The organism is Marinobacterium sp. YM272 (genome assembly GCF_050908845.1).
GTDB lineage: Bacteria > Pseudomonadota > Gammaproteobacteria > Pseudomonadales > Balneatricaceae > Marinobacterium_D.
Genome location: NZ_CP194171.1, coordinates 989259 through 1003551, shown reverse-complemented (window position 1 = coordinate 1003551; position 14293 = coordinate 989259). Strand labels below are relative to the sequence as shown.

The 14293-nt window shown below is 58.2% G+C and carries 13 protein-coding genes; 3 read left to right on the top strand and 10 right to left on the bottom strand.

The features are described 5' to 3' along the window. Positions 1 to 733: 733 nt before the first annotated feature. Positions 734 to 979: a hypothetical protein gene (locus ACQUQP_RS04710; RefSeq protein ID WP_432697655.1), complete on the bottom strand. Its 246-nt coding sequence runs from the start codon at positions 977 to 979 to the stop codon at positions 734 to 736. 174 nt (positions 980 to 1153) lie between these two features. Here ACQUQP_RS04710 and ACQUQP_RS04705 point away from each other — a divergent pair, with 174 nt between their 5' ends. The 3 genes from ACQUQP_RS04705 to fdxA all read left to right on the top strand — a co-directional run bounded on the left by ACQUQP_RS04705 (position 1154) and on the right by fdxA (position 5272). Further along, positions 1154 to 2056: a LysR substrate-binding domain-containing protein gene (locus ACQUQP_RS04705; protein ID WP_432697654.1), complete on the top strand. Its 903-nt coding sequence runs from the start codon at positions 1154 to 1156 to the stop codon at positions 2054 to 2056. A gap of 229 nt (positions 2057 to 2285) precedes the next feature. After that, positions 2286 to 4886: a DNA mismatch repair protein MutS gene (mutS, locus tag ACQUQP_RS04700; RefSeq protein ID WP_432697653.1), complete on the top strand. Its 2601-nt coding sequence runs from the start codon at positions 2286 to 2288 to the stop codon at positions 4884 to 4886. Positions 4887 to 4948: 62 nt separating this feature from the next. Beyond that, positions 4949 to 5272, top strand: coding sequence for a ferredoxin FdxA (gene fdxA, locus ACQUQP_RS04695; protein WP_432697652.1), 324 nt, complete (start codon positions 4949 to 4951; stop codon positions 5270 to 5272). Positions 5273 to 5333: 61 nt separating this feature from the next. Here fdxA and rpoS read toward each other — a convergent pair whose 3' ends face one another. The 9 genes from rpoS to ACQUQP_RS04650 form a co-directional block, all read right to left on the bottom strand. Next, positions 5334 to 6290 (bottom strand): RNA polymerase sigma factor RpoS, encoded by a 957-nt coding sequence (gene rpoS / locus ACQUQP_RS04690; protein WP_432698674.1) that lies wholly within the window; start codon positions 6288 to 6290, stop codon positions 5334 to 5336. A gap of 116 nt (positions 6291 to 6406) precedes the next feature. Further along, positions 6407 to 7177, bottom strand: coding sequence for a peptidoglycan DD-metalloendopeptidase family protein (locus ACQUQP_RS04685; protein WP_432697651.1), 771 nt, complete (start codon positions 7175 to 7177; stop codon positions 6407 to 6409). A gap of 21 nt (positions 7178 to 7198) precedes the next feature. Next, the gene (locus ACQUQP_RS04680; RefSeq protein WP_432697650.1) at positions 7199 to 8119 is read right to left on the bottom strand and encodes a DUF368 domain-containing protein; all 921 of its coding nucleotides are present in this window, start codon (positions 8117 to 8119) and stop codon (positions 7199 to 7201) included. A 17-nt stretch (positions 8120 to 8136) separates the two neighbouring features. Beyond that, complete coding sequence (locus ACQUQP_RS04675) at positions 8137 to 8775, bottom strand: protein-L-isoaspartate(D-aspartate) O-methyltransferase (protein WP_432698673.1); 639 nt, start codon at positions 8773 to 8775, stop codon at positions 8137 to 8139. 26 nt (positions 8776 to 8801) lie between these two features. After that, positions 8802 to 9560, bottom strand: coding sequence for a 5'/3'-nucleotidase SurE (gene surE / locus ACQUQP_RS04670; protein ID WP_432697649.1), 759 nt, complete (start codon positions 9558 to 9560; stop codon positions 8802 to 8804). A 77-nt stretch (positions 9561 to 9637) separates the two neighbouring features. Continuing rightward, the gene (truD, locus tag ACQUQP_RS04665; RefSeq protein WP_432697648.1) at positions 9638 to 10741 is read right to left on the bottom strand and encodes a tRNA pseudouridine(13) synthase TruD; all 1104 of its coding nucleotides are present in this window, start codon (positions 10739 to 10741) and stop codon (positions 9638 to 9640) included. Beyond that, positions 10738 to 11034 carry a cell division protein FtsB gene (gene ftsB / locus ACQUQP_RS04660; RefSeq protein WP_432697647.1) on the bottom strand — a complete coding sequence of 99 codons (297 nt, stop codon included), beginning with the start codon at positions 11032 to 11034 and terminating at the stop codon, positions 10738 to 10740. Before ftsB ends, truD begins: the two co-directional genes overlap by 4 nt. 271 nt (positions 11035 to 11305) lie before the next feature. Further along, positions 11306 to 12601, bottom strand: coding sequence for a phosphopyruvate hydratase (gene eno / locus ACQUQP_RS04655; RefSeq protein WP_432697646.1), 1296 nt, complete (start codon positions 12599 to 12601; stop codon positions 11306 to 11308). A gap of 24 nt (positions 12602 to 12625) precedes the next feature. Then, positions 12626 to 14269, bottom strand: a complete 1644-nt coding sequence (locus tag ACQUQP_RS04650; RefSeq protein WP_432697645.1) for a CTP synthase — start codon at positions 14267 to 14269, stop codon at positions 12626 to 12628. Between the last annotated feature and the right edge of the window lie 24 nt (positions 14270 to 14293).

The window sequence follows — 14293 nt, the reverse complement described above, 5'->3', positions numbered from 1 at the left end:
TACGCACCAATAGATGCAGGTTTCGCCTGCTGGCGAGTTAAGGATCTTGGACGGCCAAGATCCTTGATAATCCTAAGCCGCCCCGACAGCTTGGCCGGCTGCGCCGATTACCCTGTGCTTCTCGTCTGAAAGAGCGGGAGGGGCTTTCTTTCCAAAAACAGTCGGCTTCGCCTCAAACAGCCCTTCCCTTGTTTTTCTTTCAGCCTGCGATGCTCGGCTGCGCTGAAGGGGAATTTTGGTGCGATCAGCAAGCCTGGGAATAAATTCATCCTTCTTTAATTTCTACGGATAACCGCAGGATACTTCCTTCACATTAAACAGCACCATTCAGCAGATGGCGGAACAAATAATAGTCATATTAAAAAATAGAGAATTTAATGACAGGGAAATAAACACAAAAAATCCCAATAATTGGGATTTAAAAAGGAAGGATAAATAAAGAGGGAAAATAGATTGAAGGTCTGAGCCCAACCGAGATGATCCATCATCCCGGTTCGTAGCTCGCCTGACGAAAGAGGAGAAAACAGGCTTAGAAGCCCGGCTCGCCAGGGATAGACAGGGCTGGAGACGCCCGAAAGCAAGTCGTTGTATAGCTGAAAACAGGGTTGTCTTGACTACTCTTGTCGCCTGATACCTGAAACTCTATACCTGAAAAGACAGCGAATAATACCCCTGAGCTTTATCTATACCGCTTTAACAGCGGTAAACCGACTTGCTATCCAGCGTGAACCGATTAACGGTTCGGGTGAGTAATAGTGAACAGGTAGTCACGCTCGCCGCTGGTCAGAATTTCTTTCGAGTCTTTATCGCTTTTAACTTCTGTTTTTACAGCCTGGTCGCGAGCAGTAGAAGCCTGGGCCAGCTGAATTTCGGCCTGCGCCTTGGCGCTTTCAGCCTTGTCATTAACCGGGGTGGCCTGAGCGATGCCAGCGAAACCAACAAGTGCCGCAGCGAGTGCGAATTTTTCGATACCTTTCATGGATAAATACCTCTGTTTTGCGAGCTTCTCAATAAAGGAGGGACACCGGTAAAGAAGCTGATTTGCGATGGGATGTACGGTGTTTCTTTCGAGTGATTGCTATTCTACTAGTGCATATGAGCCGTGATAATATGACAAAAATACCAAAGATTAGTGCACAAGAGCAACAATGAAATGGACGATCTTAACGACCTTTTCTTCTTTTCAGCCGTGGTTAGGTACAACGGCTTTTCCGCCGCATCACGTGCTACAGGTGTAGAAAAAACCCGCCTGAGCCGCCGTGTGGCGGAGCTGGAGAAGCGACTGGGCGTACGCCTGCTGCGCCGGTCCACCCGCTCCATGACACTGACAGAAGCCGGTGAACGCTTTTATCAGCAGTGCCAGAAAGTGGTTGATGATGCGGAACAGGCTTATGAGAGTATTGCCGAGCTGAAGAATGAGCCCAGCGGCAAGGTGAAGCTGAGCTGTCCGGTGATCCTGGCACAGAGCTATCTGGCACCTATCCTGTCCGGTTATATGGAGGCCTTTCCCAAGGTCTCCCTGCTGGTTGTGGCGACCAACCGGCAGATCAACTTTGTCGAGGAGCGGTTCGACCTGGCGCTGCGCGTCACCCCCGCCATTGAGGATTCCCCCAGCCTGGTGGCCAGGGAGCTGGGCGGCGCCAGCCGGATTCTGGTAGCCAGTCCGGATTACCTGGCACGCAACGGTCTCCCGGAAAAGCCGGAGGATCTGAACAGCCTGCATATCATCTCCGATATCCAGGAGGACGAGGTGCAGTGGCTGCTTTCCACCGCCGATGGCCAGTCGCACACGCTGCAACCCACGCCCAGGCTGATCTCAAACGACCTGCGCGTGCAGGTCGAAGCCGCCATCGACGGTGTCGGCATCGCCCTGCTGCCCGAGCCAATCGCAACCGCCGCCCTGAGAGATGGCCAGCTGATCCACGTGCTACCGCAATGGATGGGCTCCCGGCACACCATTTATCTGGTCTATCCGCGCCCCCGCGGGATGCTGCCCTCGGTCCGCAGCCTGATCGACTACCTGGTTGAAGAGATTCCGAAAACCGTGAACGATTAGCCCGTGCCCAAAGGCACTCCGCCTGCGAGCCAGAGGCCGTCACTCCCTGGCCCGCTTATTCTTCGACCAGGCTCCGCTGTTTCCCGCCGATACTACCTTTGGGCCAACCTACCACTGCTCCTTAACAGTGTTATCCACAGCTTCTGTAGATAACCTGCGCCTGTCTTTGCCCGGGCGTGTTTGGTACTCTGACGCGCTGCATTGCCGCCAACCGCTCCCCGGAAGAATCATGGAAACGAACAAAGCCAAAACAGCCTCCGAAACCAAGCACACCCCTATGATGCAGCAGTACTTCAAGATCAAGGCTGAGCACCCTGATCAGCTGCTGTTTTATCGGATGGGTGACTTCTATGAGCTGTTCTATGACGATGCAAAGCGTGCAGCCAAGCTGCTCGATATTTCACTGACAGCGCGCGGTAAATCCGGCGGCGAACCCATTCCCATGGCGGGCATCCCCTATCACGCAGCCGAGGGTTATATCGCCAAGATCGTGCGTGCCGGCGAGTCGGTGGTTATCTGTGAACAGGTCGGCGATCCCGCCACCAGCAAGGGTCCTGTGGAGCGCCAGGTGGCACGTATCGTTACGCCCGGCACCCTGAGTGATGAAGCGCTGCTGGATGAAACCCGCGATAACCTTCTGGCGGCAATCGATGCCCATAACGGCAGTTTCGGCATGGCGCTGGTGGATATCAGCTCGGGACGCTTCAGCCTGCTGGAGGTGGATTCGGAAGAAGGTCTGCTGGCGGAGCTTGAGCGCCTGCGTCCGGCGGAGATTCTCTATCCGGAGCACTCCTCTCTGAGCGCGGTACTGCAAGGCCGCCGTGGTCTTCGCCCCCAGGCGCCCTGGCACTTCGAGTTCGATACGGCCCAGCGCCTGCTGTGCCAGCAGTTCAACACCAAGGACCTTAGCGGCTTTGGCTGCGACCACCTGGAGCTCGCGATCGGCGCCGCCGGCTGCCTGCTGCAATATGCCCGCGACACCCAGCGCAGCGCGCTGCCCCATATCCGCCGTATCCAGGTAGAGCAGCGTTCGGAGGCGGTGCTACTGGACGCATCCACCCGTCGCAACCTGGAGCTGGATCAGAACCTGGGCGGCGGTACGGAGAACACTCTGGCCTCGGTGCTGGATAAGACCCGTACTCCCATGGGCGGACGTATGCTGCGTCGCTGGCTGCACCGGCCACTGCGTGAGCGCAGCACCCTGATGGCTCGTCAGGGTGCCATCGGCTGGCTGCGTCAGGGTTTTCAGTTTGAGGATATCTCAGACACCCTGCGCTCGGTAGGCGATATGGAGCGTATCCTCTCCCGTGTGGCGTTGCGCTCTGCCCGCCCCCGCGACCTGGAAAGACTCAAGCTGGCCCTGGCCTGCCTGCCGACACTGCAGCAGCAGTTATCCACCGAGGAGGCGCCGCGTATCCATGAGCTGGCCGCTCAGATCGGTACCTTCCCGACACTTGCAGAACTGCTGGAGCGGGCGATTATCGAATCACCGCCGATGCTGATCCGCGATGGTGGCGTGATCGCCGAGGGTTATGATGAAGAACTGGACGAGCTGCGCGGCATCAGCCAAAACGCCGGTGCCTATCTGCTGGAGCTGGAAGCCCGTGAGCGCAAGCGTACCGATATCAGCACCCTGAAAGTCGGCTATAACCGCGTCCACGGCTACTACATTGAGGTCAGTAAGGCACAGGCGGTGGATATGCCCGCCGAGTACCAGCGACGCCAGACCCTGAAGAACGCCGAACGCTTCATAACGCCGGAGCTGAAGGAGTTCGAGGACAAGGCTCTAAGTGCCAAGGGGCGTGCCCTTGCCCGGGAGAAACAGCTTTACGACGCGCTGCTGGAAACCCTGGCCGCCGAACTCGCCGCGCTGCAGGACTGCGCCTCGGCCCTGTCTGAGATCGATGTGCTGCAGAACCTGGCCGAGCGAGCCGAAACCCTGGGTTACCAGGCGCCGACGCTGGTCGAACATCCCTGTATCGAGATTCGTGAAGGCCGTCACCCGGTGGTTGAAGCGGTGCTGGATACCCCGTTCGTGGCCAACGACCTGAACCTGGATCCCGAACAGCGAATGCTGGTGATTACCGGTCCCAACATGGGCGGTAAATCCACCTATATGCGCCAGACCGCTTTAATCACCCTGCTGGCCCATATCGGTAGCTACGTGCCGGCCGCCGAGGCCACCATCGGCATAGTCGACCGCATTTTCACCCGCATGGGCTCGTCCGATGACCTGGCCGGTGGCCGTTCTACCTTCATGGTGGAGATGACCGAAACCGCCAATATCCTGCATAACGCCAGTGAACGCAGCCTGGTGCTGATGGATGAGGTCGGCCGCGGTACCAGCACCTTCGACGGCCTGTCGCTGGCCTGGTCCGCCGCCGAGTTTCTCGCCCGTGAGGTGCGTGCCTTTACCCTGTTCGCCACCCATTATTTCGAGCTGACCGCCCTGCCCGATCAGTGCGCCGGCGTCAGCAACGTGCACCTGACCGCCGTGGAGCACAACGACCACATCGTGTTCATGCATGAGGTTCAGGCAGGTCCCGCGAGCCAGAGTTACGGCTTGCAGGTGGCCCAGCTGGCCGGTGTGCCGCCCCACGTGATCAGTCAGGCACGGGAGAAACTGGTTCAGCTGGAGCAGGATTCCCGTGCCGCCGAGCTGCGCCCGGCCCCCACCAACGCGCCGAAGGAAAGCCCGGTACAGAACGACCTGTTTATCGCACCGGTGCCGTCGGAGGTGGAGCAGAAGCTGGAGGCGATCGATCCGGATGAACTGAGCCCGCGTGCAGCGCTGGACCTGCTCTACGAGCTGAAAAAACTGGCGCGCTGAACTGCAGCGGGTGCTGGGCTGACTATACTGCCTTCATACCGCCGCTACAGGGAGTTTCAACCATGACCTATGTCGTGACCGAGAACTGCATACGCTGCAAATACACCGACTGCGTCGATGTCTGCCCGGTCGACTGTTTCTATGAAGGGGCCAACTTTCTGGTGATCCACCCGGATGAATGCATCGACTGCGGGCTCTGCGAGCCGGAGTGTCCCGCCGAGGCGATACTGTCCGAGGATGACCTGAAGGACGATCAACAGCCCTACGTGGAACTGAATGCGGAACTGGCCGAGGTCTGGCCCAATATCAACGAGCGCAAGGCGCCGCTGGAAGATGCCGAAGAGTGGAACGGCGTCGAGGGAAAATTGAAATATCTGGAGCGCTGAGACAACACGCAGAAACAACAAAGGGGCCATCAGGCCCCTTTGCTTTTACGGTCTGCGCAGGTTACTGCAGCAGATCTTCACCGGACAGACCATTCTTTTCCACGATCTCTCTGAGTTTACGCAGGGCTTCCACCTGAATCTGGCGCACCCGCTCGCGGGTCAGGCCGATCTCACGCCCCACCTGCTCCAGCGTGGACATCTCGTGCCCGCGCAGACCAAAGCGACGTGACAGCACATCGGCGTGTTTTTCCGGCAGCATGTCCAGCCACTTGTTCAGGTTACCGCTGATATTGGTATTCTGAAGCAGGCTTTCCGGGTCACCGGAGGTCTGGTCCGCGATGGTATCGAGCAGGGATTTATCGTTGCTGCCCCCTACCGGCGTGTCCACCGAGCTGATCCGCTCGTTAAGCCCCAGCATCCGCTCCACGTCCTCCACCGGCTTATCGACCAGGTTGGCGATCTCTTCGGCAGAAGGTTCGTGATCCAGCTTCTGCGCCAGCTCACGGGAGGCTCGCAGGTAAACGTTGAGTTCTTTGACCACGTGGATCGGCAGGCGGATAGTACGCGTCTGATTCATGATCGCGCGTTCAATCGTCTGGCGGATCCACCAGGTAGCGTAGGTTGAGAAGCGGAAACCGCGTTCAGGGTCAAACTTTTCCACAGCCCGGATCAGGCCGAGGTTGCCCTCTTCGATCAGGTCCAGCAGCGACAGGCCGCGGTTGATATAACGTCGGGCGATCTTGACCACCAGACGGAGATTACTCTCGATCATCCGCTTACGGGAGGCTTCGTCGCCCTTCAGTGCCCTGCGGGAGAAGTAAACCTCCTCTTCCGCGGTCAGCAGTGGCGAAAAGCCGATCTCGTTAAGATAAAGCTGAGTGGCGTCCAGGGTCTTGGCATTGACCAGATCCTTGTGTGCCATACTGCCACGACCACGACCACTGTTGATGAACTCGGGCACCTCGTCGCTGCTGCCCGAATCATCGGTATCAGCATCGTCAGCCTGGTTCATCTCCATCTCGTCATCGGGCTCGACATCCTGATCACGGCCCGCATTTCCTGCGTCGTAGTCCTTGGTTCCGACTGTTACCATCTGATTTCCCCCATGCATCTAGCATTCGCGCTATCTGATTCTTATTTTTTTTTGGGCAGATACTGCAGCGGATTTACTGGCTTGCCATCTCGCCGTATCTCGAAATGGAGCATCGGACGGTTGGCACCGGTATTTCCAAGCTCGGCGATCTTGTCACCTGCCTTCACACTATCACTTTCCTTGACCAAGATGCGACTGTTATGTGCATAAGCACTCAGGTACTGGCGGTTGTGATTCAGGATCACCAGATTGCCATAGCCCAGCAGTCCACTGCCCGCATAAACGACCGTCCCTGACGCCGCTGCATAGACCGGATCGCCCACCTTTCCGGCCAGATTTATCCCCTTGTTGGGGGTTGAGCCGGAAGAGTATCGGCCGATCAAAGCACCTTGAGTCGGCCACTGCCATTTGATCGAACCGGAACTGACGGCCGGTGCGGGCGGTGGCGTGCGACTCGTTTTAGGAGGGGCGCTTGCTATCGTTTGAGAAGAACGGGCGGATTTGGTTCCGGAAGAGTTCGACCGTGAGGCATCAGACTGATTTTTCAGGCGCAACTGCTGCCCCGGGTAGATAAGATAGCGTCGATCTATACCGTTGATACGCGCAAGCGTTCTGAAATCGAGGCCGTAGCGCCAGGCGATGGAGTAAAGGGTATCACCGCGGCTCACGGTGTAGGTGGAGGGTGTCGGTCCCTGAAAACGCCCTCCCAGGGACTGTTCCGTGACCGGTGCATAGCCACTGGAACAGGCAGCCAGAGCGCATGCAGCGAGTGCGATCCAAAATCTCTGCAGACTGCGCTTTATGCCCCGCACCCAACCTCCTAGCTGTTGTTGCTAACCAGAGTTTCTATCCAGCACCAACACCAGTACAACGCCGACAAGCATCAGTGCCAGCGCCGGCCAGAGCAGGGTCGGCTGTCCGGTCAGCTCACTGAATACCGACGGAAAAACGTTGCGCTGCAATAGCGGGACGGCGTCGCCGTGGCTGTCCAGGGTGTATGCCAGGGTGTATTTCCACGGCCAGACCTTGTTCAACGAACCCAGCATGAAGCCGCCCAGCAGCGCCAGGATCAAGCGGCGATGGTGGTGAAAAGCCCAGCTTAGCAGGCGCGAAAAGCTTATCAAGCCGATCACACAGCCACTCGCAAAGATAGCCAGGGTGGTGAACTCAAATCCCTTGATCGCACTGAGTACCGGTGCGTACATGCCCAGCAGCAGCAGGATAAAGCTACCGGAGATGCCGGGCAGGATCATGGCACAGATCGCCAGCATACCTGAGCCCAGCAGGGTCCAGGGCGTGACAGTCAGTGTACCCGGTACCATCGAGGTGATGATGTAGGCCAGCAGAGCTCCCAGGAAGAAGGTCAGATTGGCGCTTAAATTCCAGCCTTTTACATGCCGCACCAGGCTCCAGACCGACGCCAGTATCAGGCCGAAGAAAAACGCCCAGAGCAACACCGGATAGTTATCCAGCATATACAGCACGCCGCGCGCCAGTGTAATCAGGCTGAATACGATACCGGCCAGCAGCGTGACCAGAAAAGTACCGTTAATGTGGCGCCAGCAGGCGGCCACACCCTGGCTGAACAGGATCTGTATCGCCTGCAGATCGAAACGGCGAATGCTTTCGATCAGCTCTTCATAGATACCGGTGATAAACGCGATGGTGCCGCCGGAGACGCCCGGGACCGCATCGGCAGCCCCCATCATCACGCCTTTACCGGCGAGCTTCAGATAATCACTTGTTGTACGCATGCGCCTTTCTTCCTGATTCAACGCACGGTTCCCGCCAGCAGCGGCACGAAACGAACAGCCTCAAGCTCCTCACGCTGGAACTCATCCTCGGCGGTACGGCGGATGCGCATCAGCACCTGTCCCTCGCCATCCCCCACCGGCAGGACCATGACACCACCGACGGCGAGCTGGTCGAGCAGCTCCTGTGGCACATGTTCCGGTGCTGCGGTTACGAGGATGCCATCAAACGGCGCCTTGTCCGGCCAGCCCATGCCACCATCGGTATGGCGGAATATCACGTTGCGCAGACGCAACTGCTGAATCCGTTTGCGCGCCTTCTCCTGCAGCGGCCGGATACGTTCGACGGTGTACACCTGATCAACCAGCTGGGCCAGAATCGCTGTCTGATAACCGGAGCCGGTGCCAACTTCCAGTACATGCTCCCGGGGGCCATCCTCCAGCAGCAGCTCGGTCATCCGGGCGACGATATAGGGTTGGGAAATGGTCTGGTTGAAACCGATGGGGAGTGAGCTGTCTTCATAGGCACGGTGGGACAGCGCCTCATCGATGAAGATATGCCTCGGGGTGTCACGTAGCACCGTCAACACCCTGTCGTCTTCGACACCTTGTTCCCGCAGGCGCGCTATCAGACGGTCCCGCGTCCGTCGGGAGGTCATACCGATACCCTGAAACAACACGTCGTTCAATTCGTCTCCTCCAGCCAGAGCGCCAGATTATCCATACCCGTGTAATGGGTCATATCGATCTGCAGAGGAGTGATCGACACATACCCTTCAGCGACCGCATAAAAATCGGTTCCCGGCCCGCTATCGGCCGGTTCGCCGGTACCCGCAATCCAGTAGCGGGTGCGGCCTCTGGGATCCTCCACCTTGACCGGAGCTTCACCGGCAAAGCGGTGCCCGAGGCGGGTCACGTGGATACCCTTGATCTCCTCCAGCGGCAGATCCGGCACGTTAACATTGAGCACCGTGCGCGGCGCCAGCACCAGGGATTCCAGCCGGCTCACCAGTTCTCGCACAATCTCCGCCGCCGTTTCGAAATGCTGGGGGTGGAAGCTGCACAGGGAAACGGCAATCGCCGGCAAACGGCAGTTGCGTCCCTCCATGGCGGCCGCAACGGTGCCGGAGTAGATCACGTCGTCGCCCAGGTTGGCGCCGGCATTGATACCGGAAACCACCAGATCGGGTTTACGCTCCGCACTGAACAGGCCGGATACGCCCAGGTGGACGCAGTCGGTCGGCGTGCCGTTGATGCCGATAAACCCGCTGTCGTGGGTATGCGCCTCCAGTGGCCGATCCAATGTCAGCGAGTTGCTTGCGCCGCTGCGATTGCGGTCCGGCGCAACCACACAGACCGAGGTTGCATCCTTATCCAAGGCTTTCGCCAGCGCTGCCAGACCCGGCGCGTACACGCCATCGTCGTTAGAAATCAAAATATGCATCGGGTGGGAAAACTCCGCCGGGCCTTCTCTGTGCCCTGTATCCAATCAAACTGCTATCAAAGATTAGTATTCAAAACCTACTGTGCGGCGCCACTCTGAGGTGTTTGCCAGTTGCACAATTCACGCAGCACGCTGGTTGCAAAGGAGCCAGCGGGCAGATCAAAACCCAGTCGCCATTGTCCGTCACTCTCGCGCTCTATCGCAAGCGACTCAGGTACCAGCCGCAGTGAGCGTCTTTCCTGTTTCAGTCCCAGCTGTTCCAGTTGTTCACAGACCGTCGACTCAACAGCGTAAACTTCCTGTTCGAACTCGCGGGCGGCAGCTTCGGTCATCAATTCGCCCCGTCCCCACATCGGCCCGGTCAGGTTGAGTTCACCCTTTGCCAGGCGCTCCGCAATGCTCGGGTCAGCGTTATCATAGCGGAAACAGCTCTGCGAACCATTGATCATCAGCACATCGCCTTCGAGCAGACTGTCCCAAAGGCCACGCCCTATGCGTTCGGATATCAGGCGATTGAACAGCCAGGAACGCACCGCCGAGATATACAGCCCCTTTTTATGACGCTGCCGCTCTTTCAGACGACCGGCGATCAGCGCCAGTCCTTTATCGATATTACCGAAATTATGCCCAAAGCGCTGTTCGCCAAAATAGTTGGGCACGCCCTGAGCCAACAGCGCGAAGCGACGCTCAAGCTCCGCACCATCAGAGACATCGCGCAGGCGCAGTTCGAAGCGATTGCCCTGCAGTGAACCGAGGCGCAGCTTGCGGCCATGTTTTTCCGCCCGCAGCACTTCGATGGTGTCACCACCAAACAGCTTCCAGTTCAGGCTGGCCCTGTGCCCTGGCAGATGTACGCAGAACCACTGTTCGGTGACAGCGTGGCGATCTTTCTTACCGGCGTAACTGACATCACGGGGGCTGACCTGACAGAAGTTCGCCAGCTGACGCGCCACCCAGTCAGTGTTCTCACCGCGTTTGCGGATATAGAGGAACTGATGCTCACCCTCGCCATCGGGCTCGAAACCCAGCTGTTCCACAACTTTAAAATCATCGGGCGTTGCCCGCAGTGTTGCACTGACACCCGGCTCGCCATGGAGCCAGCGCGGAGTTTCCTGCCAACGCGGTAGTTCCTGTGCCTCAGGGGTCGTTTGCCCCTCTGGGGGTGCTTGATGGTCGCTCAACGTTCGTTCTTCTCCTGTTCGGGCTCAACCAGCTGGAAGAAGGTTTCCCCCTCCCGGATCATACCCAGCTCACTGCGTGCCCGTTCTTCAAGCGCGGTCAGGCCTTTTTTCAGATCCTGCACTTCGGCTTCAAGCCGTTTGTTGCGCTCGACTAGACGCGCATTTTCAACCCGCTGCTGTTCTATCTGTTCCTCGAGCTGCCATACCTGGCGCAGGTTGGCCTCGCCGAACCAGAGCCGGTACTGTAAACCCGCGAACATCAGCAGCAAAATCAACAAAAGCCAGCGGTACACAAACGCCTCTCTACGTTTTCTCCTGCGAGCTGTCCGATGATGCACCGTCAGTCCCGCCCATTCCGCTCTCTATCCTAGCAGGGGAAGCAGTGAACAGATCCATATTAACTAGGGCTTACAGGCTATCAGGGCGGGCTTTTGCAGGCCCTGCCCTGTTACATCAAAGTGGTGCTACGTCAAAAAAGCCCAGCACAGAGAGCATGTCAGACCCTAAGCCCCGAAAGTGCAAAAAAAAGGGGCCTTTTCAGCCCCCTTTTTTCAAACCGGGCGATCAGCCCTGGCCTTTGATCTCTTTCAGACCGTTGTAAACCGCTTTCGCGCCCAGCTCTTCGGCGATGCGCAGCAGACGGTTGTACTTGGCAACACGGTCGGAGCGGCACAGGGAACCGGTCTTGATCTGGCCTGCAGCGGTACCCACGGCCAGGTCGGCAATGGTGGTATCTTCGGTTTCACCGGAACGGTGGGAGATCACCGCGGTGTAACCCGCATCCTTGGCCATCTTGATCGCGTCCAGGGTCTCGCTCAGGGAGCCGATCTGGTTGAACTTGATCAGGATGGAGTTGCCGATGCTCTTGTCGATACCTTCCTTCAGGATCTTGGTGTTGGTGACGAACAGGTCGTCGCCGACCAGTTGTACCTTGTCACCGATCTTCTGAGTCAGGTAGGCCCAGCCATTCCAGTCGGATTCGTCCAGACCGTCTTCGATCGATACGATCGGGTAGTTTTCGGTCAGCTGTGCCAGGAAGTCGCTGAAGCCCTCGGCATCAAACACCTTGCCTTCGCCAGACAGGTCGTACTTGCCGTCCTTATAGAACTCGGATGCCGCGCAGTCCAGCGCCAGGGTTACGTCCTTGCCGAGCGTGTAGCCGGCCGCAGAAACCGCTTCTTTGATAACCACCAGGGCTTCTTCGTTGGAACCCAGGTTGGGGGCGAAGCCACCTTCGTCACCGACAGCGGTGTTCAGGCCCTTGCTCTGCAGTACTTTCTTCAGTGCGTGGAAGATTTCGGCACCACAACGCAGAGCATCGGCGAAGTTGGTGAAGCCCACCGGCTGCACCATGAACTCCTGGATGTCGACGTTGTTGTCGGCGTGCTCACCACCGTTGAGGATGTTCATCATCGGTACCGGCATGGAGAACTGGCCGCTGGTGCCGTTCAGCTCGGCGATGTGCGCGTACAGCGGGATACCTTTCTCGGTAGCTGCCGCTTTGGCCGCTGCCAGGGAGACCGCCAGGATGGCGTTGGCGCCCAGGTTAGCCTTGTTGTCGGTACCGTCCAGTTCCAGCATCTTGTTGTCGAGGGCGCGCTGATCAGCCGCGTCCATACCGACCAGTGCGTCACGGATGGAGCCGTTGACTGCATTTACGGCTTTCTGAACGCCCTTGCCCAGGTAACGGGACTTGTCGCCGTCGCGCAGTTCCAGCGCCTCGCGGGAACCGGTGGAAGCACCCGAAGGAGCGCAGGCACTACCGACAACACCGGAAGCCAGGATTACGTCGGCTTCGACAGTGGGGTTACCGCGGGAATCGAGCACTTCGCGCGCTTTAATATCAGCGATCTGAGCCATTCTATTTTTCTCCGTTGTTTTAGCTTATTCAGTTTCAGCCTGCTGCGCCTGACGCTCAAGCGCTGCTTTAATGAAGCCGGTAAACAATCCATGACCGTCACGCGGTGTGGAGGTAAATTCCGGGTGGAACTGACAGGCTACGAACCAGGGATGATCGGGTACTTCGACCACTTCCACCAGCTCTCCATCCTCAGAACGACCGGAGATCAGCAGACCTGCCTCTTCCAGTTTCTGGGCATAGTTGTTGTTGAACTCGTAGCGGTGACGGTGGCGTTCCTTGATGTCGATACGGCCATAGGCTTCAGCCACCTTGGAACCCGGCTTGAGATGGCAGATCTGTGCGCCGAGACGCATAGTGCCACCCAGGTCGGATTCTTCGGTACGCTGCTCCACTTCGCCGCTGGCGTCGGTCCACTCGGTGATCAGACCGATGACCGGATGCTCGCTTTCGATATCGAACTCCGTGGAGTTGGCGTTGTTCAGCTGCGCCACGTGACGCGCGAACTCGATAACCGCCACCTGCATACCCAGGCAGATGCCGAGGTAAGGAATCTTGTTTTCACGGGCATAGCGCACGGCACTGATCTTGCCCTCGACACCACGCTCGCCGAAGCCGCCCGGTACCAGAATCGCGCTGACATCCTTTAGGATCTCGGCACCTTCACGCTCAACGCGCTCGGAGTCGATATATTCGATCCGCACCTTCTTGCGCAGGGTGATGCCGGCGTGGGTGATCGCTTCGATCAGCGACTTGTAGGCATCGAGCAGTTCCATGTACTTGCCGACCATGGCGATACGCACTTCACCTTCTGGGTTAAGGAAGGCATCGGCAACACGGTCCCACTCACGCAGGTCAGCCGCCGGGCAGCCAGCCAGACGGAAGCGGTCGATAACGATATCGTCCAGCCCCTGCTCGCTGAGCATACGCGGAATGTTGTAGATCGACTCGGCATCCGGCAGAGACACCACGGCACGCTCTTCCACGTTGGTGAACATGGACAGCTTGCGGCGGGAGGATTCCGGGATCGCCTGCTCGGAACGGCAGATCAGTATATCCGGCTGGATACCGATGGAGCGCAGCTCCTTGACCGAGTGCTGTGACGGCTTGGTCTTGGTTTCACCGGCGGTGGCGATGTAGGGCACCAGCGTCAGGTGCATGAACAGCGCGCGGTTGGAGCCCAGTTCCACTTTCAGCTGACGCACAGCTTCCAGGAACGGCAGGGATTCGATATCACCCACAGTACCGCCGATCTCAACCAGCGCCACGTCAGCATCACCCGCACCTTCGATCACGCGACGTTTGATCTCGTCGGTAATGTGCGGAATCACCTGTACGGTTCCGCCCAGGTAATCACCGCGGCGCTCCTTGCGCAGCACATGCTGGTAAACGCGGCCGGTGGTGAAGTTGTTGCGCTTGGTCATCGTGGTGCGGATGAAGCGCTCGTAGTGACCCAGATCCAGGTCGGTCTCGGCGCCGTCTTCGGTAACAAACACTTCACCGTGCTGGAAGGGGCTCATGGTGCCCGGGTCCACGTTGATATACGGGTCCAGCTTGAGCATTGTGACTTTGAGACCACGGGCCTCGAGAATAGCCGCCAGAGAAGCAGATGCGATGCCTTTGCCCAATGAGGACACAACACCGCCGGTGACGAAAATATAACGCGTCATGCGGAACCTGTCAGATCGAAAGTT